Origin of the sequence: Xanthomonas hydrangeae, assembly GCF_032697525.1 — a bacterium.
In the GTDB taxonomy this organism is placed as follows: Bacteria; Pseudomonadota; Gammaproteobacteria; order Xanthomonadales; family Xanthomonadaceae; genus Xanthomonas; species Xanthomonas hydrangeae.
This window is the reverse complement of sequence record NZ_CP103836.1, coordinates 4,791,278-4,817,509: the sequence shown is the minus strand read 5'-3', so window position 1 is coordinate 4,817,509 and position 26,232 is coordinate 4,791,278. Positions and strand designations below refer to the sequence as shown.

At 63.9% G+C, this 26,232-nt stretch carries 17 protein-coding genes and 5 tRNA genes; 8 read left to right on the top strand and 14 right to left on the bottom strand.

All coding sequences use genetic code 11. The features are described 5' to 3' along the window. Positions 1–283 precede the first annotated feature (283 nt). Both NYR97_RS20315 and NYR97_RS20300 read right to left on the bottom strand, forming a co-directional pair. Positions 284–4,012 (bottom strand): PAS domain S-box protein, encoded by a 3,729-nt coding sequence (locus tag NYR97_RS20315; protein WP_425613085.1) that lies wholly within the window; start codon positions 4,010–4,012, stop codon positions 284–286. Positions 4,013–4,270: 258 nt separating this feature from the next. Beyond that, complete coding sequence (locus tag NYR97_RS20300) at positions 4,271–4,651, bottom strand: response regulator (RefSeq protein WP_023904110.1); 381 nt, start codon at positions 4,649–4,651, stop codon at positions 4,271–4,273. Positions 4,652–4,790: 139 nt separating this feature from the next. Between NYR97_RS20300 and NYR97_RS20295 the strand changes: the two genes are divergently transcribed. Both NYR97_RS20295 and NYR97_RS20290 read left to right on the top strand, forming a co-directional pair. Beyond that, a tRNA-Leu gene (locus NYR97_RS20295) sits at positions 4,791–4,877 on the top strand. Positions 4,878–5,240: 363 nt separating this feature from the next. Then, a complete protein-coding gene (locus NYR97_RS20290) occupies positions 5,241–5,417 on the top strand; it encodes a hypothetical protein (protein ID WP_104550866.1) in 177 nt (58 codons plus the stop codon). A 232-nt stretch (positions 5,418–5,649) separates the two neighbouring features. Here NYR97_RS20290 and NYR97_RS20285 read toward each other — a convergent pair. The 6 genes from NYR97_RS20285 to NYR97_RS20260 all read right to left on the bottom strand — a co-directional run bounded on the left by NYR97_RS20285 (position 5,650) and on the right by NYR97_RS20260 (position 7,195). Then, a tRNA-Glu gene (locus NYR97_RS20285) sits at positions 5,650–5,725 on the bottom strand. A 48-nt stretch (positions 5,726–5,773) separates the two neighbouring features. Beyond that, positions 5,774–5,849, bottom strand: a tRNA-Ala gene (locus NYR97_RS20280). A gap of 180 nt (positions 5,850–6,029) precedes the next feature. Continuing rightward, positions 6,030–6,105 (bottom strand) — tRNA-Glu (locus tag NYR97_RS20275). A 46-nt stretch (positions 6,106–6,151) separates the two neighbouring features. Beyond that, a tRNA-Ala gene (locus NYR97_RS20270) sits at positions 6,152–6,227 on the bottom strand. A gap of 105 nt (positions 6,228–6,332) precedes the next feature. Beyond that, positions 6,333–6,794 (bottom strand): c-type cytochrome, encoded by a 462-nt coding sequence (locus tag NYR97_RS20265; RefSeq protein WP_006452401.1) that lies wholly within the window; start codon positions 6,792–6,794, stop codon positions 6,333–6,335. Positions 6,795–6,802: 8 nt separating this feature from the next. Then, positions 6,803–7,195 (bottom strand): c-type cytochrome, encoded by a 393-nt coding sequence (locus NYR97_RS20260; protein ID WP_316695458.1) that lies wholly within the window; start codon positions 7,193–7,195, stop codon positions 6,803–6,805. Positions 7,196–7,401: 206 nt separating this feature from the next. On the opposite strand from NYR97_RS20260, the gene NYR97_RS20255 reads away from it, so the two are divergent. The 4 genes from NYR97_RS20255 to NYR97_RS20240 all read left to right on the top strand — a co-directional run bounded on the left by NYR97_RS20255 (position 7,402) and on the right by NYR97_RS20240 (position 17,373). Further along, positions 7,402–8,547 (top strand): efflux RND transporter periplasmic adaptor subunit, encoded by a 1,146-nt coding sequence (locus NYR97_RS20255; RefSeq protein ID WP_205394625.1) that lies wholly within the window; start codon positions 7,402–7,404, stop codon positions 8,545–8,547. Continuing rightward, positions 8,544–12,056, top strand: coding sequence for an efflux RND transporter permease subunit (locus NYR97_RS20250; RefSeq protein ID WP_316695457.1), 3,513 nt, complete (start codon positions 8,544–8,546; stop codon positions 12,054–12,056). Before NYR97_RS20255 ends, NYR97_RS20250 begins: the two co-directional genes overlap by 4 nt. Then, complete coding sequence (locus tag NYR97_RS20245; protein WP_316695456.1) at positions 12,053–15,139, top strand: efflux RND transporter permease subunit; 3,087 nt, start codon at positions 12,053–12,055, stop codon at positions 15,137–15,139. The genes NYR97_RS20250 and NYR97_RS20245 overlap by 4 nt, the downstream gene beginning before the upstream one ends. Positions 15,140–16,033: 894 nt before the next feature. Next, positions 16,034–17,373 (top strand): IS3 family transposase gene (locus NYR97_RS20240; protein WP_205394725.1). Its coding sequence is split into 2 segments (ribosomal slippage): positions 16,034–16,469 and positions 16,469–17,373, totalling 1,341 coding nucleotides; the frame shifts between segments, so codons are not numbered across the junction. 272 nt (positions 17,374–17,645) lie between these two features. On the opposite strand, the gene NYR97_RS20235 is transcribed toward NYR97_RS20240, so the two are convergent. From NYR97_RS20235 to zwf, 5 genes are all read right to left on the bottom strand, one after another. Then, positions 17,646–18,305, bottom strand: a complete 660-nt coding sequence (locus tag NYR97_RS20235) for a bifunctional 4-hydroxy-2-oxoglutarate aldolase/2-dehydro-3-deoxy-phosphogluconate aldolase (protein WP_316695455.1) — start codon at positions 18,303–18,305, stop codon at positions 17,646–17,648. A 51-nt stretch (positions 18,306–18,356) separates the two neighbouring features. Continuing rightward, positions 18,357–20,273, bottom strand: coding sequence for a phosphogluconate dehydratase (gene edd, locus NYR97_RS20230; protein ID WP_023904101.1), 1,917 nt, complete (start codon positions 20,271–20,273; stop codon positions 18,357–18,359). 172 nt (positions 20,274–20,445) lie between these two features. After that, complete coding sequence (pgl, locus tag NYR97_RS20225) at positions 20,446–21,165, bottom strand: 6-phosphogluconolactonase (protein WP_316695454.1); 720 nt, start codon at positions 21,163–21,165, stop codon at positions 20,446–20,448. Then, positions 21,162–22,169 carry a glucokinase gene (glk, locus tag NYR97_RS20220; protein WP_023904099.1) on the bottom strand — a complete coding sequence of 336 codons (1,008 nt, stop codon included), beginning with the start codon at positions 22,167–22,169 and terminating at the stop codon, positions 21,162–21,164. The genes pgl and glk overlap by 4 nt, the downstream gene beginning before the upstream one ends. Further along, positions 22,166–23,596 (bottom strand): glucose-6-phosphate dehydrogenase, encoded by a 1,431-nt coding sequence (gene zwf, locus NYR97_RS20215; RefSeq protein ID WP_316695452.1) that lies wholly within the window; start codon positions 23,594–23,596, stop codon positions 22,166–22,168. Before zwf ends, glk begins: the two co-directional genes overlap by 4 nt. Positions 23,597–24,017: 421 nt before the next feature. Here zwf and NYR97_RS20210 point away from each other — a divergent pair, with 421 nt between their 5' ends. Next, a complete protein-coding gene (locus NYR97_RS20210) occupies positions 24,018–25,106 on the top strand; it encodes an ABC transporter ATP-binding protein (RefSeq protein WP_316695450.1) in 1,089 nt (362 codons plus the stop codon). On the opposite strand, the gene ygfZ is transcribed toward NYR97_RS20210, so the two are convergent. Continuing rightward, complete coding sequence (ygfZ, locus tag NYR97_RS20205; RefSeq protein WP_316695449.1) at positions 25,103–25,975, bottom strand: CAF17-like 4Fe-4S cluster assembly/insertion protein YgfZ; 873 nt, start codon at positions 25,973–25,975, stop codon at positions 25,103–25,105. The two genes, NYR97_RS20210 and ygfZ, sit on opposite strands and share 4 nt — an antisense overlap. Between ygfZ and NYR97_RS22350 the strand changes: the two genes are divergently transcribed. Then, positions 25,877–26,185, top strand: coding sequence for a DUF1674 domain-containing protein (locus NYR97_RS22350; protein ID WP_306308862.1), 309 nt, complete (start codon positions 25,877–25,879; stop codon positions 26,183–26,185). The two genes, ygfZ and NYR97_RS22350, sit on opposite strands and share 99 nt — an antisense overlap. The last annotated feature ends 47 nt before the right edge of the window (positions 26,186–26,232 follow it).

Here is a 26,232-nt window from a genome sequence, read left to right as displayed (position 1 = left end):
GCTACCGACTAACTTTCTGGTGCGGTGTCCTCGCCGCTTGCGGGACCATGTGGCGGCATGGATGCCGCCACTGAGCCTCCAAGGACGGATTCACGGCGTGTCCCGCAAGCGGCGAGGGCACCGCGCTCTCGACTCACTAGGCTTTTGATCTACTAGGCGTTGACCTATCTCCGCAACGCACTGGCCGAGCAGCGCACGAAGCGGTTGAGCATCGTCAATGTCGATCTAAAGTGCGCGTCCGATGGTAAACAAAGGTCGTTTTAGTCAGCCGCTCCCAGCGATATCAAACCTCGTCCAGTAGCGCGCGCTTCGGCAACATCAAACGTTCGATCAGATCGACCAGACCGGGCGGCTCCACCGGCTTGCCCATATGTGCATCGAACCCGGCGATGACGGCGCGGTCGCGGTCTTCTTCGCGCACATAGGCGGTCAGTGCGATCGCCGGAATATGCTGCGGTAGGTCGGCGCAGCCGGAGCGCACGGTGCGAATGAGATCGTAGCCATCGCGTACCGGCATCGCGATGTCGCTGACCAGTACGTCGAATTGCACTTGTGCCAGGCACTGTTCGGCGGCGTCCACCGAGCCGGCCGCATGCACCTGCGCGCCCGCGTGCATCAGGAACTGCATCACCGCCTCGCGTGAATCCTGGTCGTCGTCGACCAGCAGCAAGCGCACGCCCTCCAGCCGTCCATGGCAATCGGCTGGCAGCGGGCCGACCTGCTTGGTTTCTGTCGAGGCCGGACGTAGATCGCTGACGCCGTGCTGAAACGGCAGCACGATGGTGAACGTCGATCCCTTGCCTTCGCCTTCGCTGGATGCGCCCAGACTGCCGCCATGCAGATCCACCAGCTGGCGCGAGATCGACAAGCCCAAGCCCAACCCACCGACACGACGTGTGGTGCCTGCATCGGCCTGCCGAAAACGGTCGAACACGTGCGGCAGAAAGTCGGCCGCAATGCCCATGCCGCTGTCCTGCACGCATAGCCGCAGTCGCTCGTCTTCGACGTCCAACGCCACCCGCACCGTGCCGCCGGGGGCGGTAAACTTGAGCGCGTTGCTGAGCAGGTTGGTCAGCACCTGCTGCAGGCGCCCGGCATCGCCGAAGAACCACAATTCGCCCTGCGTGGGCGCATCCAGCTCCAGGCTGATCTCGCGTGCGAATGCGGCCGGCTGCATCAATTCCACCGTGCTGCGCGCCAGCCCGGCGATGTCGAAATGCTCCGGCTGCAGGCGAAGCTTGCCGGACAGGATCGCGCTCATGTCCAGCAGGTCGTCGATGATCTGCGTTTGCGCGCGCGCGCTGCGCTCGATGATGACCATGCCCTTGCCCAGATTGGCTGGCTCGAAGATGTCCGACTGCATCAGCCGCGACCAGCCCAGGATGGCGTTGAGCGGCGTGCGCAATTCGTGGCTGAGCGTGGCCAGAAACTCGTCCTTGACCCGGCTGGCATGTTCGGCCTGGCCGCGCGCGGTGGTTTCGGCCTGCAGCGACAGCTTGAGCTTGGCATCCACGCGCGTGCGTTCGATGACGATGCCGGCCAGATGCGATGCAGAGCGCGCCATCGCCTGTTCGCGCAGCGAGGGCAGGTGAGTACGGTCGTAATAGATGTTGAGCGTGCCCAGCACCTGGCCATTGCTGTCCAGGATCGGCGTCACGCAACAAGCCACGATGCCCAATGCCGACGAGACGGCGTGATGGTCGCTGAAGCCGGGGTCTGCCTGGATGTCCTCGCAGATCACTTGCCGGCCAAGATAGGCCGAGCGCGCGCAGGGCGGACCGCTCAGCCCGATCGGCGATGCTTCGAACGGCCCGCGGTACTCGATTGGAAAATGTGGCGCCGAGCCGAAGCTCAGTGTTTTTCGTACTTCATCCAGCACCATCACCGCGCAATACAAGGGGATTTCGCCACGCGCCTCCACGCTCAAGGCGATGGCGTCCAGCACCACCTGCAGCGGTGCGCCGGTGGTGATCAGACTCAGGATGGCGCGGTCCGAGGCAGTGGCATCTTCGATGTGCTTGCGTTCGGAGATGTCGGTGAGCGAGCCGATGTGGCCCAGAAAACGTCCATCGCTGGCGAAGTGCGGCGAGGCGTTATCGATGCACCAACGGTATTGCCCGTCATGGCGACGCACGCGGTATTCGGCCAGAAATTCACCGCGCTGCTGCAGCGATTGTTCGAAGGCGTCGCGCACGCGTGCGGCATCGTCAGGATGCATCACATCCCACCAGCCCTGATCCATGGCCTGGTCTTCGGCCTGCCCGGTGAAGTCGTACCAGCGCGGATTCCAGTACACGCAGTCGCCTTGCGCGTCGGACATCCAGATCATTGCCGGCACGGTCTCGCACAAGGCGCGGAAGCGCGTCTCACTTTCGCGCAATTGCTGCTCGAACGCGCGCCTGTCGTGGATATCGGTATAGGTACCGATCCATTCGCTGATGCCGCCATCGTCACCGCGCACCGGCAGCGCACGCGCTAGATGCCAGCGCGTCTGGCCGTCGTGCCGCCGCAGTTCGCATTCGACCTCGTAAGCGCGCTCGCCACGCAATGCCTGCGTCCACGCCTGCGCGGACAGTTGCAGGCCATCGGCGGTATGCGCTTGCTGCCATGCAGCCGCTTGGCTGTCTGCGGGATTCAGCCCGGTGTACTCGTACCAACGTTGGTTGAAGTAGTGCGGATGCCCATCCGCTGCGGCAATGAAAATGATCTGCGGCAGCGTGTCTGCCAGGCGCCGCAGACGTGCTTCGCTGGCAGCCAGTTGCTGCTGCGTCTTGGCCCGTTGCATGGATTCCCAGCAGCGTGCCGCGACCAGGCGGACCAGTTCGATCTCGGTCGACAACCAGCGTCGCGGTGCACGCTGATGCACGCCGATCGCCGCGACCAGGCGGCCGTGTTTGTGCAACGGAATGGCCAGCGATGCACGCAGGCCGGAGCGGCGATATTGCTCCGCCACATAGTCAGGCGCACCGGGCGCGGTGGCATCGGTGGTGAACCACGGGCGATTTTCCAGCAAGGCATCGCGCAGTCCTTGCGCCACTTCCAATGGGAAATCGCCTTGCAGGCTCGGCATGTCCTGCACGTGGTCGCTGATCACGTGCATGGTCTTGCCGTCCGCGCCCGCCAGACCGAACGCACAGCGATTGGCCTGCAGATGTTCGCCGAGCAAACGCACGCTGGTGTCGATGATCTGGCGCGGATCGGACACGTGCTGCAGCGCGTCCTCGAGCATCAACAGGAAACTGTCGCGACTCTCGCCGCGGCGTTGTTGGGTGACGTCGAATCCGTGTACCAGAATCGCATCGATACAGCCTTCGCTATCGCGCATCGGCTGATAGAGAAAATCCACGAAGGTTTCATCCAGCGCACTGCCGGGCGTGCGCTGCAGGTAGGCGGTCATCGATTCGCCAATGAAGGGCTGGCCACTGCGACGCACTTCATCGAGCAGACCCAGGTAGCCCTGGTCGACGATTTCCGGCATCGCTTCGACCAACGGGCGACCAATCAGCAGACGCTCGCCAACCAGTTCGTGGAAGCGTTGATTGACGCTTTCGATGATGTAGTCGGGTCCGCGCAGCACCGCCATGAAGGCGGGCGATTGATCGAGTGCCGTGGACGCGGCAAGCGGCTCGGGGTCGCTGCCGGCAGCGCGGATGTTGGCGGCTGGTGTGCCGGCAACATACAACGAGCCTACGCGTTCGCCGGCATCCAACACCGGGCTGCACGACCACGCCGCCAGATTCAGTGCAGGCGTCGCTTCGACACGCACGCCGTTGGAGGCACGCGCTTTGGTCGGTGTTGCAAGCGTCAGTGTTGCAAGCGGTTGTCCGAATGCCGCCGGATGCCGCTCACCCAGTAACGCAATGCAGGCATCGTTGTAGATGCAGTGCGACGCCTCGCCCCAGACCAGCAGCATAGGAACCTGCGCGTGCAGACACACCGACAAGGTGGTGCGCAATGCCGCACTGTTGCGCAACAACGTGTCGGCAGCGCACGTGGAGGCATGCAACAACACGGCAGTTTCGCTCGTCTCCGGCAGCAGGCCGGCAAACGGCAATACGGCGCTATCCATCCGGCGGCCCGCCTGTAAACCTTCAATCCACGATTCTAGTGGCAACCAGGGTGGTAGCGACTGCTTTGGACCAGCTGACAAGCGCAGCAGGTGTCCACCATTAGATGCGGGCACGCACAAACTGCGACATAGGTGGAAACCTGCGGATTTCCAACGGCGGCCGCGCTCGCTTTGCGCTGTGTGGTGGTGCTGTTCGTTGCTTTAGCTGTTTGCGTCGCTCAGCTGCCGCGCCCTGGACAGGGCGCCGACCAGTTCTTCGGACAAATAGGGCTTGGTCAGGATCACGCCGCGTTCAAAGCCGCTCGGGATGCTGCCGCTGGCAACACCGGTGGCCAGCACGAACGGAATTCCGAGCTCCGACAACAGCCGGGCGATCGGCTCGCTGGTCTGACCATTGCCGAGACGGTAATCCAGCACTGCAATATCGGGCGCGTCGGCATTGATCAGCTGCAACGCTTCGGCGACTTCTCCAACAGGGCCCAGCACGGCGGCGCCAGCCTGGACGAGCTGCAACTCGAGCAGCATGGCATTCATGTCATCGTTTTCGACCACGAGTACCCGAATTCCACGCAACACCGACATTGCCCACTCCTTCACGTAAGTCGGCCAGTATATCGGCAGCGGTTCGCCCACGGGTTGCAGACCCCGCTTGCAGCTGAATTCGTCAGCCACGTCCTGACACTGTTCGTTTCGCTCGCGACTCGCTATACTGCGCGGCCACGCCGAAGTGGCGGAATCGGTAGACGCAGCGGATTCAAAATCCGCCGCCCTTAAAAGCGTGTGGGTTCGAGTCCCACCTTCGGCACCAGGTTACTGCAGTACAAGCGAAAGCCCTTCCGGCGAAATCTGGAGGGGCTTTTTTGCTTTGGTGGTTTGCTTGTGATGAAAGGCGTGATGGGTCTGCTGATTTGCTTCATGACGCACGCTGAGGTTGTCGCGTGCGGGGGGCTTTTTTCGCCCCCCCGGTCGAACCGTGCGATGTGGGGTATGTCTGTGTTGTGGCGCAGTGCGTTCTGTTCGCACGCGCGGGCACATGATCGGCATGGCATGGCATTGCGCAGCGCGAGCGCATGCACGCGGGATGATCTCGATGCGCGTGGAATGACATGCAGGCACGCAACCATCACGCCCGGTCCGTACCGTGGAAGGCTCTTTCAAGCAGGTGGCCTCCATGGATTTTGACTCTACGCAGCAACTGCGCATTCTTCGCGACATCCACGACACCACGCCGGTCGCCGACGAAGAAGCCAATTGGGCGGTGCGCGCCGGCTACGCGACACAGGCCGAAGACGGCGATATCGATCTCACTCACGAAGGTCGCAAGGCATTGGATGACGGGCAGACCTGACGCAGTTCTTTGCGTAGACGTTCGTTGCTCAGTAAGTAGCGCGCGGTAAGTAGTGCGCGCGAATTAGCCTGCGTGGCTCCTGCAGCGATTTGCGCGCGTAGAAGATTCGATCAGTGATTGGCTCGCTGCATGCACTGCGGGAATGTTCTTGCAACGCGTTCGAAGCAGAGTGGGGCGCACACGTAAACGTCAGGCAAAAAAAGCCCCGGCAGTGCCGGGGCTTCTGGATGATTGGCGTCCCCACGGGGATTCGAACCCCGGTGTCCACCGTGAAAGGGTGGTGTCCTAGGCCTCTAGACGATGGGGACGCGTATCAAAACCTGGTTGTAGATTCCAGACGGCCTATGTCTAGAATTTGGTGGAGCCAGGCGGGATCGAACCGCCGACCTCCTGCATGCCATGCAGGCGCTCTCCCAGCTGAGCTATGGCCCCGCAGTGTTGCGAGCCGGCAATCATAGCGACATAGAGAGCGCTTGGGAAGTAATTCGTAGAAAAATTTTTCTGGATGCATCTGCCGCTGGGTGCATCGCCTAATGCATCTGCTCGCTCGCAGTGGTCGCAACAAAAAGCAGGCAAAAAAAAGCCCCGGCAGTGCCGAGGCTTTCAGATGATTGGCGTCCCCACGGGGATTCGAACCCCGGTGTCCACCGTGAAAGGGTGGTGTCCTAGGCCTCTAGACGATGGGGACGCGTATCAAAACCTGAGTTGTCATCCTGACGGCCTAATGCCAGGAGTGGTGGAGCCAGGCGGGATCGAACCGCCGACCTCCTGCATGCCATGCAGGCGCTCTCCCAGCTGAGCTATGGCCCCACGAAACTGAGAACGAAATGATAGCGGCCTGTTAAGGTTCGCGCAAGTGGTTTTTCATTCGGAATGAGACGGAGCGTGCGCCCGATATGGCACGCACGCTAAGACTCAATTGACGCCGTGCAGATCGCGCAACTGCGTCTGCCGTGCACCGAAATACGCCGCCAGATCGGCGATGTCCTGGTCGCTCAACGCGGTGGCCTGCGCGGTCATCAACACGTGTTGGCGGTCACCGCTGCGGTAGGCCTGCAAGGCATGCGCAAGATAGTCGCCGTACTGCCCGCCGAGTTTGGGATAGCTGGGGTCGATCGGCGCATTGCCATCGGCACCGTGGCAATCCACGCAGCTCTGGCCGGTGGCTTTGCCCTTTGCATGAGCCAACTTGTCGCCGGCGGCGGCGCGGCCGGTCGGCAGGCCGGCCGACGAGCCGGAGCCGTGTTCGCCGCTGGCGTGGCCGGCATCGCCGGCAGAATGATCGGTGGATTCCACCTGGGATTGGGAGCAGGCCGCCAGCATCAGGGCAGCGACCAGGGCGATGGCTAGACGCGGAGCGTACAGGGCGTTCGTCATGTGGGCGCTTATTTGAGAGTGGACAGATAGGCGGAGATATCGGCGATATCCTGCTCGGAAAAGCTCTGCGCCTGTGCCTGCATGGTCGGATGTTTGCGTTTGCCCTGGCGGTATTCGGTCAGCGCCTGCGTGAGGTACTGGCTGGACTGGCCGCCGATCTTGGGCACGCGATAACTGGGGTAGGCGTTCTTGTAGCCGGTCACGCCATGGCAGCCCTGGCAGGTGTAAGCCAGCATCCGACCATTCGACGGATTACCGGTGGGCGCTGCAGGTGCTGCTACTGCTGCGGCGGGCGCAGGCGTGGACGGAACTGCAGGCGGGATTGACGGTGTCGCTGATGCGCCCCCAAACGGCAGGAAGACGACCAGAGCGAGACAAGCGGCGAGCGGCTGCGGGCGCATGGTTTCGTATCCGGAAGACTGATTGAGCGTCCGCACGTGGGGGCGTGACGGAACCGGTCCGAGTATGCCTGCGATTTGGCGCGACGCAAACCGGGGGTGAATAGGCGAACTTGAACAGACCATGACCTTTGGCGCATTGGCGACATGATCGTCTGGGTGGTTTACTTGCCTACAACACCTGTTCACGCATCCACTAGGACACGACGATGTCGCCACTCTCTTTCTTGCCCGGCCGCAGCGGAACCTGCGCCGCCGCGTTGTTGATCACCACTAGCCTGCTGCTGGGCGGTTGCAAGACCGGAGACGGCGAGGCCAAGGCCGCCGAGGAAAAGAAAGCTGTCGACGCGGTGCCGGTGGAAATCGCCAAGGCCGCGCGCCGTGCGGTGGCGGCCAGCTATACCGGCACCGCTGCGCTGGAGCCGCGTGCCGAAGCACAGGTGGTGGCCAAGACTTCCGGCGTGGCGTTGGCTGTGATGGTGGAAGAGGGGCAAAAAGTGTCGGCTGGCCAGGCATTGGTACGGCTGGACCCGGACCGCGCGCATCTGGCGGTGGCGCAAAGCGAGGCGCAATTGCGCAAGCTGGAAAACAGCTATCGCCGTGCCACGCAACTGGTCGGCCAGCAATTGGTCAGTGCCGCCGATGTCGACCAGCTCAAATTCGATGTCGAAAACAGCCGCGCGCAGTACCGGCTCGCATCGCTGGAGTTGTCCTACACCACGGTACAGGCGCCGATTTCCGGGGTGATCGCCTCGCGTTCGATCAAGACCGGCAACTTCGTGCAGATCAATACGCCGATCTTCCGCATCGTCGACGACTCGCAGCTGGAAGCCACGCTCAACGTGCCCGAGCGCGAACTGGCCACGCTCAAATCCGGCCAGCCGGTGACCTTGCTCGCCGACGCATTGCCGGGCCAGCAATTCATCGGCAAGGTCGATCGCATCGCGCCGGTGGTGGATTCGGGCAGTGGCACGTTCCGTGTGGTGTGTGCGTTCGGCCAGGGCGCCGAAGCGCTGCAGCCGGGCATGTTCGGGCGCATCCGCATCGATTACGACCAGCGCAAGGATGCCTTGGTGATTCCGCGCCTGGCGCTGCTGGACGATGGCGAGCCGGCGGTATTCGTGGTGCGTAACGGCAAGGCCAGCCGGGTGCCGGTGAAACTCGGCTATGCCGAAGGCCCGTGGCTGGAAGTGCGGCAAGGCCTGAAAGAGGGCGACCAGGTGGTCACCGCCGGCAAGGTGGCGCTGCGCGATGGCACGGCGGTGCAGATCATCGGCCAGCCCGAGCGCAAGCCGGTGGCTGCGGCGGCACCGGCAGCCGGCGACAAGACCGGCAGCGATGAGACGCGCTCATGAGCGATCACGGCAACGCGCACGGACCCGTGCACGACCCGCATGCGCCCTTGCCCGGAGGGGGGGGCGGCCTGGTGGCCTTCGCCACGCGGCGGCGGGTGACCATCGCGATGATCACCGTGACCATGCTGCTGTTCGGGCTGATCGCGCTGCGCAGCCTCAAGGTCAATCTGCTGCCGGATCTGAGCTATCCCACGCTGACCGTGCGCACCGAATACACCGGTGCGGCGCCGGCGGAAATCGAGACGCTGGTGACCGAGCCGGTGGAAGAAGCGGTCGGCGTGGTCAAGAACCTGCGCAAGCTCAAGTCGATCTCGCGCACCGGGCAAAGCGATGTGGTGCTGGAATTCGCCTGGGGCACCAACATGGACCAGGCCGGCCTGGAAGTGCGCGACAAGATGGAAGCCCTGTCGCTGCCGCTGGAAACCAAGCCGCCGGTGCTGTTGCGCTTCAATCCCTCGACCGAGCCGATCATGCGGCTTGCGCTGTCGCCCAAGCAGGCGCCGGCCTCCGACAGCGACGCGATTCGCCAGCTCACCGGCTTGCGTCGTTACGCCGACGAGGATCTGAAGAAGAAGCTCGAACCGGTGGCTGGCGTGGCCGCGGTCAAGGTCGGCGGCGGGCTGGAAGACGAGATCCAGGTCGATATCGACCAGCAGAAACTCGCCCAGCTCAATCTGCCGATCGACAACGTGATCACCCGGCTCAAGGAAGAGAACGTCAACATCTCCGGCGGCCGCCTGGAAGAAGGCTCGCAGCGGTATCTGGTGCGCACGGTCAACCAGTTCGTGGATCTGGACGAGATTCGCAACATGCTGGTGACCACGCAAAGCAGCAGCGGCAGCGCGGCGGAAGCAGCGATGCAGCAGATGTATGCGATTGCCGCATCCACCGGCTCGCAGGCGGCATTGGCGGCAGCGGCCGAAGTGCAGAGCACCTCGTCGTCGGCCAGCAGCAGTATTGCCGGCGGCATGCCGGTGCGATTGAAAGATGTGGCGCAGGTTCGCCAGGGCTACAAGGAACGCGAGGCGATCATCCGCCTGGGCGGCAAGGAAACGGTGGAACTGGCGATCTACAAGGAAGGCGATGCCAACACCGTGTCCACGGCGGCTGCGTTGCGTAAGCGGTTGGAGCAGTTGAAGGCGACCGTGCCCGGCGATGTGGAGATCACCACCATCGAGGACCAGTCGCACTTCATCGAACACGCGATCAGCGACGTCAAGAAGGATGCGGTGATCGGCGGCGTGCTGGCGATCCTGATCATCTTCCTGTTCCTGCGCGATGGCTGGAGCACCTTCGTGATCAGCCTGTCGTTGCCGGTGTCGATCATCACCACGTTCTTCTTCATGGGCCAGCTTGGCTTGAGCCTCAACGTGATGTCGCTGGGTGGGCTGGCACTGGCCACAGGCCTGGTGGTGGACGATTCGATCGTGGTACTGGAAAGCATCGCCAAGGCGCGCGAGCGCGGTTTGAGCGTGCTGGATGCGGCCATTGCCGGCACCCGCGAAGTGAGCATGGCCGTGATGGCCTCCACGCTGACCACGATTGCGGTGTTTCTGCCGCTGGTGTTCGTCGAAGGGATTGCCGGGCAGCTGTTCCGCGATCAGGCGATGACGGTGGCGATTGCGATTGCGATTTCGCTGGTGGTATCGATGACCTTGATTCCGATGCTGAGTTCGCTCAAGGGCGCGCCGCCGATGGCGTTCCCGGACGAGCCGAGCCATCCGCAGTGGCAACCCGAGCAGCGCTGGCTCAAGCCAGTGGCCGCAGGCCGGCATGGTGCCGGCGCGAGCGTGCGTTACGCGTTCTTCGGTGCGGCGTGGGCGGTAGTCAAGCTGTGGCGTGGCGTTGCGCGGGTGGTCTCGCCGGTGATGCGCAAGGCCAGCGACCTGGCGATGGCGCCGTATGGGCGCGCCGAGCGTGGCTATCTGGCGATGTTGCCGGCCGCCTTGCGGCGGCCCGGCCTGGTGCTGGGATTGGCGGCGGCTGCGTTTATCGGCACGGTGTTTCTGGTGCCGATGCTGGGTGCTGACCTGATCCCGCAGCTGGCGCAGGACCGCTTCGAAATGACGGTGAAGCTGCCTTCCGGCACGCCGCTGGCGCAGACCGATGCATTGGTGCGCGAGTTGCAGCTGGCGCATGACAAGGATCCGGGCATCGCCTCGTTGTATGGCGTCAGCGGCAGCGGCACGCGGCTGGACGCCAACCCCACCGAGAGCGGCGAGAACATCGGCAAGCTCACCGTGGTGATGGCCGGTGGCGGCAGCCCTGCAGTGGAGGCGGCGGCCACCGAGCGGCTGCGCAGCAGCATGGTCGGGCACCCAGGGGCGCAGGTGGATTTCGCACGGCCGGCATTGTTCAGCTTCTCCACGCCGCTGGAAGTGGAGCTGCGCGGGCAGGATCTGGGCGAGCTGGAACGCGCCGGGCAGAAGTTGGCGGCGATGCTGCGTGCCAATGGTCATTACGCCGACGTCAAATCGACGGTGGAAGAGGGCTTTCCGGAAATCCAGATCCGGTTCGATCAGGAGCGCGCCGGTGCGTTGGGGCTGACCACGCGCCAGATCGCCGATGTCATCGTCAAGAAGGTGCGCGGCGATGTGGCTACGCGCTACAGCTTTCGCGATCGCAAGATCGATGTGCTGGTGCGTGCGCAGCACAGCGACCGCGCCAGTGTGGAGGCGATCCGGCAGCTGATCGTCAACCCGGGCAGCAGCCGACCGGTGCGTCTGGCAGCGGTGGCCGAGGTCTTGGCGACGACCGGGCCGAGCGAGATCCATCGCGCCGATCAGACCCGGGTGGCGATCGTGTCGGCCAGCCTGCATGACATGGATCTGGGCGGCGCGGTGCGCGAGGTCGAGTCGATGGTGCGCAACGATCCGCTGGCCGCCGGCGTGGGCATGCATATCGGCGGGCAGGGCGAGGAACTGGCGCAATCGGTGAAGTCGCTGTTGTTCGCGTTCGGTCTGGCGATCTTTCTGGTCTATCTGGTGATGGCCTCGCAGTTCGAATCGCTGCTGCATCCGTTCGTCATCCTGTTCACCATTCCGCTGGCGATGGTGGGTGCGGTGCTGGCGCTGTTGATGACCGACAAGCCGGTCTCGGTGGTGGTGTTCATCGGCCTGATCCTGCTGGTGGGTCTGGTGACCAAGAACGCCATCATCCTGATCGACAAGGTCAATCAGTTGCGCGAAGAAGGCGTGCCCAAGCGCGAGGCCTTGATCGAAGGCGCGCGCTCGCGGTTGCGGCCGATCGTGATGACCACGCTGTGCACGCTGTTCGGCTTCCTGCCGCTGGCGGTGGCCATGGGCGAGGGCGCAGAGGTGCGCGCGCCGATGGCGATCACCGTGATCGGCGGCCTGCTGGTGTCCACGTTGCTGACCCTGCTGGTGATTCCGGTGGTGTACGACTTGCTGGATCGCCGCGCGGACGCGTACTACCTGGAGCGCGGCCGGCGCATGGCGCGGCAGCAGGCGCCGGCGCGCGATAACAGCGACGGACTGGAGGCGCTATGAGCGTTGCCGCCTTCAGCATCCGTCGTCCGGTCACCACCATCATGTGCTTCGTGTCGCTGGTGGTGGTGGGGTTGATCGCCGCCTTCCGGCTGCCGCTGGAAGCACTGCCGGACATTTCCGCACCGTTCCTGTTCGTGCAACTGCCGTACACCGGCTCTACGCCGGACGAGGTGGAACGCAACCTGGTGCGGCCGGCCGAGGAAGCGCTGGCGACAATGACCGGCATCAAGCGCATGCGCTCCACTGCCACCGCCGATGGCGCGAATATCTTCATCGAGTTCTCCGACTGGGACCGCGACATCGCCATCGCCGCATCGGATGCGCGCGAGCGGCTGGATGCCATTCGCGATGATTTTCCGGAGGATCTGCAGCGCTTCCATATCTTCAAATGGTCCAGCAGCGACGAACCGGTGCTCAAGGTGCGTCTGGCCAGCCAGACCGACTTGACCGGCGCCTACGACATGCTCGACCGCGAGTTCAAGCGGCGTATCGAACGGATTCCCGGCGTGGCCAAGGTGGAGATCTCCGGCGCACCGCCAAACGAGGTCGAGATCGCCATCGCGCCGGATCGGCTGACCGCGCACGACCTCAGCCTCAACGATTTGAGCGAGCGCCTGAGCAAGCTCAATTTCTCGGTATCTGCTGGCCAGATCGATGACAACGGCCAGCGCATCCGCGTGCAGCCGATCGGCGAACTGCGCGATCTGCAGGAGTTGCGCGAGCTGGTACTCAATGCCAAGGGCTTGCGTCTGGGCGATATTGCGCAGGTGCGGCTCAAGCCCACGCGAATGAATTACGGACGTCGGTTGGACGGGCGCCCGGCGATTGGGTTGGATGTCTACAAGGAGCGCAGCGCCAACCTGGTGGATGTGTCCAAGGCCGCGTTGAAGGAAGTCGAAGATATCCGTGCCGAGCCTGCGATGCGCGATGTGCAGGTCAAGGTGATCGACAACCAGGGCAAGGCGGTGACCTCCTCGCTGGCCGAACTGGCCGAAGCCGGTGCGGTGGGCTTGTTGTTGTCGATCACGGTGCTGTTCTTCTTTCTGCGTCATTGGCCCTCGACGCTGATGGTGACGCTGGCGATTCCGATCTGCTTTGCGATCACGCTGGGCTTCATGTACTTCGTCGGCGTCACGCTCAACATCCTGACCATGATGGGCTTGCTGCTGGCGGTCGGCATGTTGGTGGACAATGCGGTGGTGGTGGTGGAAAGCATCTACCAGGAACGCGAGCGCATGCCCGGCCAACCGCAGCTGGCGGCCTTGCTTGGCACGCGCAGCGTGGCGATCGCACTCAGCGCCGGCACCTTGTGTCACTGCATCGTGTTCGTGCCCAATCTGTTCGGCGAGACCAACAACATCAGCATCTTCATGGCGCAGATCGCGATCACCATTTCGGTGTCGTTGCTGGCCTCGTGGCTGGTGGCGATCAGCCTGATTCCGATGTTGTCGGCGCGTATGAAGACACCGCCGATGGTGACCTCCGAACATGGGGTGATCGCGCGGCTGCAGCGCCGTTACGCCAAGGTGCTGGCATGGACGCTGGCCCATCGCGGCTGGAGCGTGGCCGGCATTGTGTTGGTGAGCGTGATCAGCCTGGTGCCGATGAAGTTGACCAAGGTCGACATGTTCGGCGGCGATGGCGGCAACGAGGCCTTCATCCAGTACCAATGGAAAGGCTCGTACACGCATGAGCAGCTCGGCGAGGAAATCGGGCGGGTCGAAAATTTCCTGGAAGCCAATCGCGACAAGTACCACATCACCCAGGTGTATTCGTGGTTCAGCGAGGTGGAAGGCAGCAGCACCACGGTGACCTTTGACGCGAGCAAGGTCAAAGACCTGCCCGCATTGCTTGAGCAGATCCGCAAGGCCCTGCCGCGTTCGGCGCGCGCCGATTACAGCATCGGCAATCAGGGCGATGGCGGCAGCGGCAATCAAGGTGTGCAGGTGCAGTTGGTCGGCGATTCGACCCAGGCATTGCAGGCGCTGGCTGAAGACGTGATTCCATTGCTGGCACAGCGCAAGGAATTGCGCGATGTGCACGTGGACACCGGCGACCGCACCAGCGAGTTGGCGATCCGCGTCGATCGCGAGCGTGCAGCGGCCTTCGGTTTCAGTGCCGAGCAGGTGGCGAGTTTCGTCGGGCTGGCATTGCGTGGTACGCCGCTACGCGAGTTCCGCCGCGGCGACAACGAGGTGCCGGTGTGGGTGCGCTTTGCCGGCGCCGAACAGAGCAAGCCTGAGGATCTGGCCAGCTTCACGGTGCGTACCAAAGATGGACGCAGCGTGCCGTTGCTCAGTCTGGTGGATGTGCAGATTCGCCCGGCGGCGACGCAGATCGGCCGCACCAATCGGCAGACCACGTTGACCATCAAGGCCAATCTGGCCGAAAAGGTGACCGTGCCCGAGGCGCGCGCGGCGATGGAAAAACCGCTCAAGGCGATGAGCTTCCCGGCCGGTTACAGCTATACCTTCGACGGCGGCGATTATCAGAACGACGGCGAAGCGATGGGCCAGATGGTGTTCAATCTGGTGATCGCGCTGGTGATGATTTACGTGGTGATGGCGGCAGTGTTCGAGTCGCTGCTGTTTCCGGCGGCGATCATGAGCGGCGTGCTGTTTTCGATCTTCGGGGTGTTCTGGTTGTTCTGGATCACCGGCACTTCGTTCGGCATCATGTCCTTCATCGGCATTCTGGTGCTGATGGGAGTGGTGGTGAACAACGGCATCGTGATGATCGAGCACATCAACAATCTGCGCCGCCGCGGCATGGGTCGCACGCAGGCGCTGATCGAAGGCTCACGCGAGCGCTTGCGGCCGATCATGATGACCATGGGCACCGCCATCCTGGCGATGGTGCCGATCTCGCTGACCAGCACCACCATGTTCAGCGACGGCCCACCGTACTTCCCGATGGCCCGCGCGATCGCGGGCGGGCTGGCGTTTTCGACAGTGGTGAGTCTGCTGTTCCTGCCGACGATCTACGCGATTCTCGATGACATGAGCAACGGCGCAGCAGCGCTGGTACGACGTGCGCGCGGTGTGCCGAAGACGCCGCAGGCGAGCACGGCTTTGGAGTCATGAGCAGTCAATCGTGCTGAGGTCTTTCATGGCGTAGTCATCGACCAGTGTGCCGGGGTCTTGAAACAACGCGAGGTACATAAAGCCCCTCTCCCGTCGGGAGAGGGGTTGGGGTGAGGGTACGGTTTTCTAGAGTACGATCAGGCCCTTGCCTGCGAGCCGCGGACTTCGGTAAGCGGCGCCAGCGCGGCCGGGGACTGGCTCCTCGGCTCGGTCAGACATCCTGTCTTACTCGCCGCCGCGGTACATCCCTGTGCCGCTCTCCGCCAATCCCCGGCCACGCTGCCGCCTCGGCGAGTCACTGCAACGCCTTAGTCAAGGCAAGCGAATTCTCCTTCCTGTTTTCCATGACCTGCGCGATTCTCGATGACAGCAGCAGATCAGGGATCTGTTGGTGTGTCGTGGTACACCGAAAACGCCACCGCTACGTAGCGCTAGAGTCTGGAACGTCATGAGCTGCCTGAAGCCCCTCTCCCCTCGGGAGAGGGGTTGGGGTGAGGGTACGATTCTCCGGGTACTTCCAAGTGCGCGGCTGTTGGTTACTGGCTTCGGTGAGGGGGCGGCAGCGCGGCCGGGGACTGGCTCCTCGGCTCGGTCAGACATCCTGTCTGACTCGCCGCCGCGGCACATCCCTGTGCCGCTCTCCGCCAATCCCCAGCCACGCTGCCGCCTCGGTGAGTCGCCATCATGATCTTGATCAGGTAAGGAAATTTTTCAAAGCTTGGCGGGGGAGCGTGCCCGACAGTAATCGCTGCTCTACGTTCCGCCTACACAGGAACATTCGAAGAGTGCTCCGCGGGCGCCGGGGCAGGACCTTACACGACATGGCGCGTGTAAGAGCCCCCATGGTGAAGTGACCCCCGGAAGTTGGACACTCCGTCCAACTCCGAGGATTTCATGCACAGATATGACGCTCGCTTCAAACTTCAGGTCGCCAAGGAGGCCTGCAAGACCTCCATCTCGGTCAAGGCGGTGGCTCGCCGTCATGGTCTGGAGTTCTCCACGGTCAGGCGTTGGGCAGCGACCTATCAGTTGCACGGTTGGCGCGGGTTTCACCGCAAGGCCCGCTCCTATGATCTTGCGTTCAAGCTGGAAGTTCTTGAAAAGATGCGCCAAGAGGGGATGTCTGCGCGCGAGGCCACGACCTACTTCCAGATAGGCAGCGCCGGTGCGGTAGCGCATTGGCAACGGCTGTATGCTGACGGCGCCGCCCAAGCGTTATCGCCGCCCCAGAAGCCGATGAAAAAAAAACGCTCGTCCAAGCCCGCCGAGGACATGAGCCGCGATGAGCTGCTTAAGGAAGTGGCCTACCTGCGTGCGGAGACGGCCTACTTAAAAAAACTCGATGCCTTGATCCAGGAAGAGCAGGCGGCGCAGCGCGCAAAGCGCAAGCCGTCCACGGATTGAGGCAGACCTACGCACTGCCGCTTTTGCTCAAGGCGGCCGAGCTATCGCGCAGCACGTTCTATTACCAGATTCGTGCCCTGGCCCGTCCCGATGAAGGTGAGATCGACCTGTGTGAGCGCATCCGCGCGATTTACGATGAAAACCAAGGGCGCTATGGCTACCGCCGCATCGCACTGGAACTGGCCAATCAGGGTGAGAGGATCAACCACAAGCGGGTGCAGCGCCTGATGGCCGGACTGGGGCTGCGATCGCGGGTGCGCATCAAGCGCTATCGCGCATTCAAGGGCGCAGCCAATGTCATCGTAGCCAACGAACTGAGCCGCCAGTTTGAAGCTCAGATGCCCAACCAGAAGTGGGTGACCGATGTCACCGAGTTCAAGGTGCAGGGCATGAAGCTCTATCTTTCACCGATCATGGATCTGTACAACGGCGAAATCGTGGCCTATCAGATGAAACGCCGACCGGTATTCGACCTGGTGGGCCAGATGCTGGATCAGGCAATCAAAAAACTTTCGCCCGACGCTCGGCCGATGATCCACTCTGACCAGGGATGGCACTACCAGCACGAGAACTACCGGCATCAACTCGAAAAGCACTCTCTGAAACAAAGCATGTCCCGACGCGGCAACTGCTTGGACAATGCGGCCATGGAGAGCTTCTTCGGGACGCTGAAGTCCGAATTCTTTTATCTAAACAGCTTTGACAGCGTCGAAAGTCTGGAAGCCGGGCTGGTGGAGTACATCAGGTACTACAACGAAGACCGGATCAAGCTCAAATTGAAGGGCCTGAGTCCGGTAAAATACCGGGAGCAGAGCAAGCTGGTCGCCTGATCGCCCAACTGTCCAGCTTTTGGGGGTCACTTCATGGATGGGTTCACGGCGTGTCCTGCCCCGGCGCCCGCGGGCCGCTCCACGCACAAGATAAAGGCGCCAGCGAATCAGGCTTTCCTCAGCCAAATCTAAAGCGTAAACAAACTGCGATTTCCTCAATCACCTGAAAGCGCTAGCCAACCAGGCTTTCCTCAGCCAACCAGCTTTTTGTCACCAAATCAGCTTTCCACCGCAGCCCGGCTTTTCAACTCGCTGGATGCGGCGCCAAGAAATCAGCGCGCCTGCACCTGCCGCACGATCGCCGCCGCCTTGGCCGAGCTTTCCTTGACCTTGTCCCATTGGCCCTGGGCCAGCCAATCCTTGGGCACCATCCACGAGCCGCCGATGCAGACCACGTTCGGCTGCGACAGGAACTCGGCCGCGTTGGCCTCACTAATGCCGCCGGTGGGGCAGAGCTTGAGCTCGGACAGCGGACCGGCCAGGCCCTTGAGCATCTGCAGGCCACCCACGGCGGTGGCCGGGAACAGCTTGCAGACGCGGAAACCCAGGCCCATCAGGGTCAGCAGCTCGGTCGGGGTGGCCGCGCCAGGCACTGCGGGAATCGGCGCATCGGCGAGCAGGCGCGCCAGCGGCGCCGGGGTGCCGGGGGTGACCAGGAAGTCCGCACCCGCATCCACCGACTGACGCAGTTGCAGCTCGCTCAGCACGGTGCCGGCGCCGATCACGATGTTGGGCAGTTCGCGCTTCAGCATGGCCAGCGCTTCGATCGCGATCGGAGTGCGCAGGGTCAGCTCGATCGCAGGCAGGCCGCCTTCGAGCAGCGCATCGGCGACGCGGCGCGCCTGGTCCAGCGTGTCCACGGTGACCACCGGCAGGATGCCGGCATCGCGCAGCAGCTGTTCGGCAGTGTTTTGGGTCTGGGCAATCGTCATTGCAACTCCGTTAGACGGCGACCGCCAGGCGGTCGCTGAGAGGGAAGGGGATCAGGCGTCCTTGGACTCGTGCGGTGCCGCCGCAGCGGCGGCATCGGCACCGAGTTCGTACTCGGCGTCGTAGCTCCACAGCGCGCCGTCCTGATGGGTCGGGCCGCAGGAAATAGAGATCGCGCCCTGGTCGGCCGGGCCAACGACCTGGCGGTTGATGCCGAACAGGTTGCGGCCCAGGTCATTGCCGGCCACCGTGGTGTTCGGTGCGACTTCGCGCGATGCCCATTCTTCGGCCGAGACCAGCACTTCTAGCGTGCCGGCTTCGCCATCCAGGCGCACGATGTCGCCTTCGCGCACGCGCCCGATCGGACCGCCGCGTGCGGCTTCCGGGGTCATGTGGATCGCGGCCGGGAATTTGCCGGAGGCACCGGACAAACGGCCGTCGGTGACCAGCGCCACACGCCGGCCCTGGTTCTGCAGCAGGCCCAGCAGCGGCGCCATCGAATGCAGTTCCGGCATGCCGTTGGCACGCGGGCCCTGATAACGCAGCACCACCACAAAATCGTGCGGCAGCACGCCGGCGGCATGCAGTTTGTTGAGCACCTGCGGGGTATCGATCACCACTGCCGGCGCCTCAATGGTGCGGTGTTGCGGCTTGACCGCCGACAGCTTGATCAGCGAGCGGCCGAGATTGCCGCGCAACAGACGCAGGCCGCCTTGCGATTCGAATGCGGCGCTGACCGGACGCGCCACGCTGTCGTCGGCGGTGGTCGCGGTGCCGGGCACGTACACGACCTTGCCGTCCTGGAGTCGCGGCTCGTTGGCGTAGGCACGCATGCCGCCTTCGACCACGGTGGGGATGTCGTCGTGCATCATGCCGGCGTCCATCAGCTCGCGGAACACGAATGCCGTGCCGCCAGCGGCCTGGAAGCGGTTCACGTCGGCTTCGCCGTTCGGGTAGACGCGGGTCAGCAGCGGCACGGTCTGCGAGATCAGATCCATGTCGTCCCAGGTCAGCACGATGCCGGCCGCGCGCGCCACCGCAATCCAGTGGATGGTGTGGTTGGTCGAACCGCCGGTGGCCATCAGCGCGACCACGGCGTTGACGATGGCGCGCTCGTCGATCAGGCGGCCGAACGGGCGGAAGTCCTGACCCAATCCGGAAATCGCCAGCGCACGCGCGGTCCCCTCACGCGTCAGCGCATCGCGCAGCGGCAGTTCCGGGTTGACGAACGAGGCGCCGGGCAACTGCACGCCCATCGCTTCGAGCAACACCTGGTTGGAGTTGGCGGTGCCGTAAAAGGTGCAGGTGCCGGGCGAGTGATAAGACGAGGACTCGGCCTCCAGCAACTCGGCGCGGGTGGCTTCGCCAGCGGCATAGCGCTCGCGCACTTCGGCCTTCTGCTTGTTCGGAATGCCCGGCGTCATCGGGCCGGCTGGCATGAACAGCGCCGGCAGATGCCCGAACGCCAGCGCGCCGATCAGCAGGCCCGGCACGATCTTGTCGCACACGCCCAGATAGACCACGCTGTCGAACATGTCGTGGCTGAGGCCGATGGCCGCGGCCTGGGCGATGTTGTCGCGCGAGAACAGCGACAGCTCCATGCCGGCACGGCCCTGGGTCACGCCGTCGCACATCGCCGGCACACCGCCAGCGACCTGCGCGGTGGCGCCGAGCGCACGCGCGGTCTCGCGGATCAGCTGCGGGTAATGCTCGAACGGCTGATGCGCCGACAACATGTCGTTGTAGGCGGTGATGATGCCGAGGTTGGGCGTGGCGGCACCGCGCAGGCGCGATTTGTCGGTCGGCTCGGACGCGGCAAACCCATGCGCAAGATTGCCGCAGCTCAAACGGCTACGGAACGGACCCTCACGCAGGGCGGCATCGAGACCGGCCAGATACGCCGCGCGCGAGGGCGCGCTGCGCTTGCGGATACGGTCGGTGACAGCTTGGATGTTCGGATGCAGGCTCATTGGCTACCGGCTATGAGAAACGGGGGGAAGAAAGTAATCACGCTCTTTTTTTGATACCCGCACAAGGATGTGCGGGCTTTTGCGAGGGATTCGCACAAAATCGGCTCTGCGAGGGATTCGCACGTTTGAATCCCCGCACAAGGATGTGCGGGTAGTTGCGAGGGACTCGCACCTAAGCACACCAGTGAACCCGCAAACGCGGACCCGGCTGCTGCAACGCCACCCGGATCGGATATTCGCTGACATCGTCACCCGCCAATGCAGCCTGCAGCACGTCGAGCTTCTGCTTGCCGCGCAGCAACAGCAGGCGGGTCGGGATGGCAGCGAGCCCGGCCGGCGTCAGCGTGATGCGCAGCGGCCACTGATTGGAGCCTGGGCAGCCGGTGGCATCCAGTGAAGCGTACGGCTGCGGGCTGGCCAGCGCCTTGGGCAGATCGGTGGCGCCGGGAAACAGCGAGGCGGTATGCCCGTCGCCGCCCATGCCCAGCACCGCCAGGCAGGCGGGTTCGGCATGCGTGGCCTGCAGGTTCGCAGTGTGCACGCACTCGGGCAACTGCTTGCCCGGGCGCACCAGCGGGATGAAGGTCGCTGCCGGCGCATGGCTCAGGAAGCTGTGATTCACCAGCCAGGCATTGCTGTCCTGATCCTGCGGCGACAGCCAGCGCTCATCGACCAGGCCCACTTCCACCCGCGACCAGTCCAGCGCACGGTGGGCGAGGGATTCGTACACCGGCGCCGGCGTGGTGCCGCCGGACAGCAGCATGCGCGCCTGACCGCGCCGCGAAATCTCCTGTTCCAGCAGGTCGGCCATCTCGCTGGCCACCGTCTCGGTCCATTCGGCCGGGTCTTCGTAGCGCACCAAGGTGATGCGCGGATTGTCCTGCAGGCTCATCGCTGCTCTCCTGGATGCTGACGCTGCGCATCCACCGCATACGCGGCGGCGCCGAGCAGGCCGGCATGCGGATGCATGACTGCCAGCGACGGCACCCGCGACATGATCGCGGAGAAGCGTCCCTTGTGTTCGAAGCGCTGGCGGAAGCCGGAATGCTGCAGCGAATCCAGCACCTTGGGCACCAGCCCGCCAGTGAGGAACACGCCGTCCCAGGCGCCCTGCATCAACACCATGTCGCCGGCGATCGCACCGAAGATGGCGCAGAACAGGTCGATGGTGCGCGACGAGCGCGGGTCGCCCGCCGCCGCACGCGCGGTGATGTCCTTGGGCTGCAGCGGGCCCGGGTCGACCCCGGCAATCTCGCTGAGCGCACGATGGATGTTGACCAGGCCTGGCCCGCAGATCAGCCGCTCGTTGGAGACCCGTCCGAACTGCTCGGAAAGGATCTCCAGGATGCGGATCTCCTCCGGCGTACCCGGCGGAAAGCTGACATGGCCGCCTTCGGTTTCCAGCGGAAAACAGCGCCCGTTGCGCACGATCAGGCCGCCCACACCCAGGCCGGTGCCGGGGCCGATCACCCCGTAATTGCGCGGTTGATCGATCGCCGCCGGCCGCCAGCTGGCGCCGCCCACCTGCACCACGTCCTGCGGACGCAGCAGGCTGATCGCCATGGCCTGCGCGGCAAAATCGTTGATCAGGTGCAGAGTGCTGAAGCCCAGCATGGCCGCAGTGCGCGAGCGCGAGATCACCCACGGGTGGTTGGTGATGCGCGCCTCGTCGCCATCCACGCGGCCAGCCACGGCGAACACGCCCTGGGTGGCCTGCACGCCGATCTGGTCGAGGTAGTACCGTGCGGCTTCGCCGAGCGAACCGAAATCGACCACCGCAAATTCGCGCGAGGTGTCATCCAGCAGCGGTACCGAGGCGTCGACGTCGGCCAGCGCGAAGCGCGCATTGGTTCCGCCGATATCGGCAACCAGCACCGGCTTGGAAGGAGCGGTCATGCGGTGTGTCCCTGTGCGTCGGTGGCCGGGGGCAGGAAGGGCGCCGCGCTATCGGGTCCCCAACTGCCGGCCGGGTAGGTCTGCAGCGGCAACTGCGCGTCTTTCCAGGCATCGCTGACGCTGTCGATCCACGACCACGCGGCCTTGACCTCGTCGTCGCGCACGAACAGCGCCGGGTTGCCGTTGAAGGCATCCACGAACAGGCGCTCGTAGGCGATGCGGCGGTGCAGGCCGGTGGGGACCGACAGTTCCAGTTCCAGCGGCTGCAGTTCGATCGCGCCCCATTCCGGGCCGGCCAGGCTGCTCATCAGGCCGAGCTCGATGTTTTCCTGCGGCTGCAGCTGGAAGGTCAGACGGTTGGGCACCGCGTTCTGCCGGTCCGGGCGCTCGAACAGCCAATGCGTCACCGGCTTGAGCGTGACCACGATGCGGGTGGAGCGCTCAGCCAGGCGCTTGCCGGTGCACAGGTGGAACGGCACGCCGGCCCAACGCCAGTTGTCGATATGCGCGGTCACCGCGACGAAGGTCTCCACATCGCTGCCTTCCGGCGGGTGATAGGCCTGCGCCGGCTGGCCGTTGATGCTGCCGGCGGTGTAGCGGCCGCGTACGCTGTCATGGGCGGCGTGTTCGGCGGTCATCGGGCGCAGGGCGCGCAGTACCTTGACCTTCTCGTCGCGGATGCGGTCGGCCTCCAGCGAGGCCGGCGGCTCCATCGCCACCAGACACAGCAGTTGCAGGATATGGCTCTGCACCATGTCGCGCAGCGCACCGGAGCGTGCGTAATAGGCATCGCGCCCGTCCACACCTTCGCTTTCGGCCACCAGGATCTGCACCGACTCGATGTAGGTGCGGTTCCACACCGCCTCCAGCAGCGTATTGCCGAAGCGCAGCGCGATCAGGTTCTGTACCGCCGCCTTGCCCAGGTAATGGTCGAGGCGGAACACGCGGTCTTCGTCGATCAGCGCGCCGATCGACTGCAAAATCTCAAGCGCGCTATCCGAATCGTGGCCGATCGGCTTTTCCAGCATCAATCGATGCGGGGCTGCCAGCGCACCACCCAGGGCCAGACCCTGACAGGTGCTGATGTACAGGCCCGGCGGAATCGCCAGGTAGCTCACGCACTGGCGGTTGGACAGCTCGCGCACTGCATTGGCCACCGATTCGGCATCGCGCAGATCCACCGAGCGGTAGTCGACCCGCTGCAGCAGCGTTTCGATCTGTTCGGGCGTGGCGATCGGCAAGGCCTGGGTCAGACGCGGCCGCAGCACCTCGCGGAAGGCCTCGGTGTCGTGCGGCGACAAGGCCAGCGCACGGATACGGAAATCCTCCGGCAGCAGGCCGTCGACGAACAACCGCAACAGGGAAGGAAACAGGTAGCGCTGGGCAAGATCGCCGGTGGCGCCGAACAGGATCAGGGTGTTGTGCATGGACCGAATTTCAGATTCTGGAGACATCGTTATCAGCAGCTTGTCGGAAAGGCGCCGGACAGCCGGCGGTCGGTACGTCTGTTCCTGAGCGACACTGACGTGCGCGCAGCGGAGGATGGACGCGCACGCCCAATCTCCGATTGTTGCAGCAAGTGGCCGTCAGCGGTTAGCGCTGCGGCGGTAGACCTGCACATGCGTGGCGAAGTGCCTGGCCTCGCACGGTAGGCTGCACCGCTTGAAACAGCGGCGTGGGTAACTGGCGTCATGGTCCCTCCCGAGATCGATGTTGCCATGTGAAAACGATTACATGTCAGAATAAACCAATGCATTCGCTTGCAGGAGATTTCCTTGCAGGCGCGTGTGGCGTCACCGCCGTCGGGAGGGCCGAGGGCAGGGCGCACAACTTACGTTGAGGCCGAAGATGGCGAAAGTGCAGTTGGAAGGTGTCCGCAAGGTCTACGAGAACGGCCAGGTCGCGGTGCAGGGTGCGAGCTTCGAGGTCGCCGATGGCGAGCTGATGGTGCTGGTGGGGCCATCCGGCTGCGGCAAGTCGACCCTGCTGCGCATGATCGCCGGGCTCGAGGACATCAGCGCCGGCACGCTGAAGATCGGCGAGCGCGTGGTCAACGATGTGGCACCGAAAGACCGCGACATCGCCATGGTGTTCCAGAGCTATGCGCTGTATCCGCACATGACCGTGGCCGAGAATCTGTCCTTCGGACTCAAGCTGCGCGGCCATCCCAAGCAGGTCATCGCCGAACGCGTCAACAACGCCGCCGAACTGCTGGGCCTGACCCCGATGCTCGACAAGCTGCCCAAGGCGATGTCCGGCGGCCAGCGGCAGCGTGTGGCGCTGGGCCGGGCGATGGTGCGCGAATCGTCGGTGTTCCTGCTCGACGAGCCGCTCTCCAATCTGGATGCCAAGCTGCGCCACAGCGTGCGTACCGAGATTGCACAGCTGCACCGCAAGCTCGGCACCACCATGATCTACGTCACCCACGACCAGGTCGAGGCGATGACGCTCGGCCAGCGCATCGTGGTGCTCAAGGATGGCGTGATCCAGCAGATCGACAGCCCGATGGCGCTGTACGACCGCCCGGCCAATCTGTTCGTGGCCGGCTTTCTCGGCAGCCCGGCAATGAACATGCTGCAGGGACGGCTGGATGAGCAGGACGGCCTGCATCTGGTCATGGCCGACGGCTGGCGTGTGCCGCTGGGTGCGGCGCGGGTGGATCGCAGCTGGTTCGGTCGCGAGGTGATCGTCGGCGTGCGCCCGGAGCATCTGCAGCCGTCGAGCGATGCGCTGCTGGGCTTCGAGGCGAAGGTGGAAGTCATCGAGCCGGTCGGCAACGAGATCTTCCTCAACCTGGATCGTGGCGGTCAGCCACTGGTCATCCGCGTCGCGCCGCAGGCCTTGCCGGCGGTCGGTCAGCCACTGCGCCTGGCGTTGCGTAGCGAGGCGCTGCACTTCTTCGACTCGGCCACCGGCGAGCGGCTGGATCCGGCTTAACGCTCCAATCCGGGTGCCATGGCAAGTGGGCGTGCGCTGTGCGCGCCCGCTTGCAGTGCGGTGGTGGCGTCCAATGCCAGCTCCAGCGGCAGCACCGCCAGCGCAAGAGTGCCGGCAACACTCACCAGCGTGCCGATGGCCGTGCCATCCAGCGTGACCGCATCGCCCGCTTCGATGGCGCCATCGACTTCCAAGAGCTGCAAGGCGCGTTTGGCCTTGCCCAGGAAGTGCGTGCGCGCGACGATTTCCTGGCCGGGGTAGCAGCCTTTTTTCACGCTAAAGGCCTGCAGGCGATCCAGTGCCAACTGTTGCGGTGTCCACTGCTCGCGTTGTGCATCGGGCAGGCGGACCAATCCCAGTTGCAGATCGGCGCGGCGCCACTGCGCATCCACGCCTGGCAATTCGATAGGCGCTGCCAATGCCTGGTCGGTGTGCAACAGCAAGGTGCGGGGCAGGGCAGTCGATCCCATATCCAATTCGATACGCTGCGTTCCGATATCGGCCTGTGCGCCCTGCGCGCGTTGCGCTGCGTCGAATCCGCCGTAGGCAGATAGCGCTGCAACAACGATCTTGAGCTTGCGCCGGAACACGAAACGGCCCAGTTGCAAGGCGATCTCGGCCGCGTTGCCGTCGGGCAACAGCATCAATACGTGCGTGTCGTCCTCACGCAACAGTGCGAAGATGGCAATCACGCGCCCCTTCGCAGTCAACCACGCATTCCACTGCCACTGCCCAACCGCCAGCGCCTGTACGTCGTTGGCAAATTGCGCATGCGCGAACGCCACTGCATCCGTCCCGATCAAGCGGACGTATTGCATGTCGTGCAGGGAGCCAAAACCCTGCGGAATAAGATTCAGGTTGTCAGCCACGGAAGGGGAGGACTAAAATCGCACTGTTGTGAGACCACTATGATAGGCCATCCAACTCCCACCCCAGCGCAGGATTCCGAAACGCAGCCTTCTTCTCAGGAGCACATTCCCGAGAAGCAGCCACTGCCCAAGGAGATTGGTGGGCGCGACGGCCCTGAGCCAACGCGCTACGGCGACTGGGAAAAAAATGGACGCTGCATCGATTTCTGATCAGCTTTTAGCCACAGCGGCCTAGTGCCGCCCAGCCGAGATAATGA

Excerpts from the sequence above, each read along its gene's own strand:
- glk (WP_023904099.1), bottom strand. The coding sequence starts at position 22,169 with ATGACCGCTCCTTCCAAGCCGGTGCTGGTTGCCGATATCGGCGGAACC.
- NYR97_RS20245 (WP_316695456.1), top strand. The coding sequence starts at position 12,053 with ATGAGCGTTGCCGCCTTCAGCATCCGTCGTCCGGTCACCACCATCATG.
- NYR97_RS20265 (WP_006452401.1), bottom strand. The coding sequence starts at position 6,794 with ATGACGAACGCCCTGTACGCTCCGCGTCTAGCCATCGCCCTGGTCGCT.
- NYR97_RS20290 (WP_104550866.1), top strand. The coding sequence starts at position 5,241 with ATGGATTTTGACTCTACGCAGCAACTGCGCATTCTTCGCGACATCCAC.
- NYR97_RS20255 (WP_205394625.1), top strand. The coding sequence starts at position 7,402 with ATGTCGCCACTCTCTTTCTTGCCCGGCCGCAGCGGAACCTGCGCCGCC.
- pgl (WP_316695454.1), bottom strand. The coding sequence starts at position 21,165 with ATGAGCCTGCAGGACAATCCGCGCATCACCTTGGTGCGCTACGAAGAC.
- edd (WP_023904101.1), bottom strand. The coding sequence starts at position 20,273 with ATGAGCCTGCATCCGAACATCCAAGCTGTCACCGACCGTATCCGCAAG.
- NYR97_RS20235 (WP_316695455.1), bottom strand. The coding sequence starts at position 18,305 with ATGACGATTGCCCAGACCCAAAACACTGCCGAACAGCTGCTGCGCGAT.
- NYR97_RS22350 (WP_306308862.1), top strand. The coding sequence starts at position 25,877 with ATGCGCGAACGCCACTGCATCCGTCCCGATCAAGCGGACGTATTGCAT.
- NYR97_RS20260 (WP_316695458.1), bottom strand. The coding sequence starts at position 7,195 with ATGCGCCCGCAGCCGCTCGCCGCTTGTCTCGCTCTGGTCGTCTTCCTG.
- NYR97_RS20210 (WP_316695450.1), top strand. The coding sequence starts at position 24,018 with ATGGCGAAAGTGCAGTTGGAAGGTGTCCGCAAGGTCTACGAGAACGGC.
- NYR97_RS20300 (WP_023904110.1), bottom strand. The coding sequence starts at position 4,651 with ATGTCGGTGTTGCGTGGAATTCGGGTACTCGTGGTCGAAAACGATGAC.
- NYR97_RS20250 (WP_316695457.1), top strand. The coding sequence starts at position 8,544 with ATGAGCGATCACGGCAACGCGCACGGACCCGTGCACGACCCGCATGCG.
- zwf (WP_316695452.1), bottom strand. The coding sequence starts at position 23,596 with ATGCACAACACCCTGATCCTGTTCGGCGCCACCGGCGATCTTGCCCAG.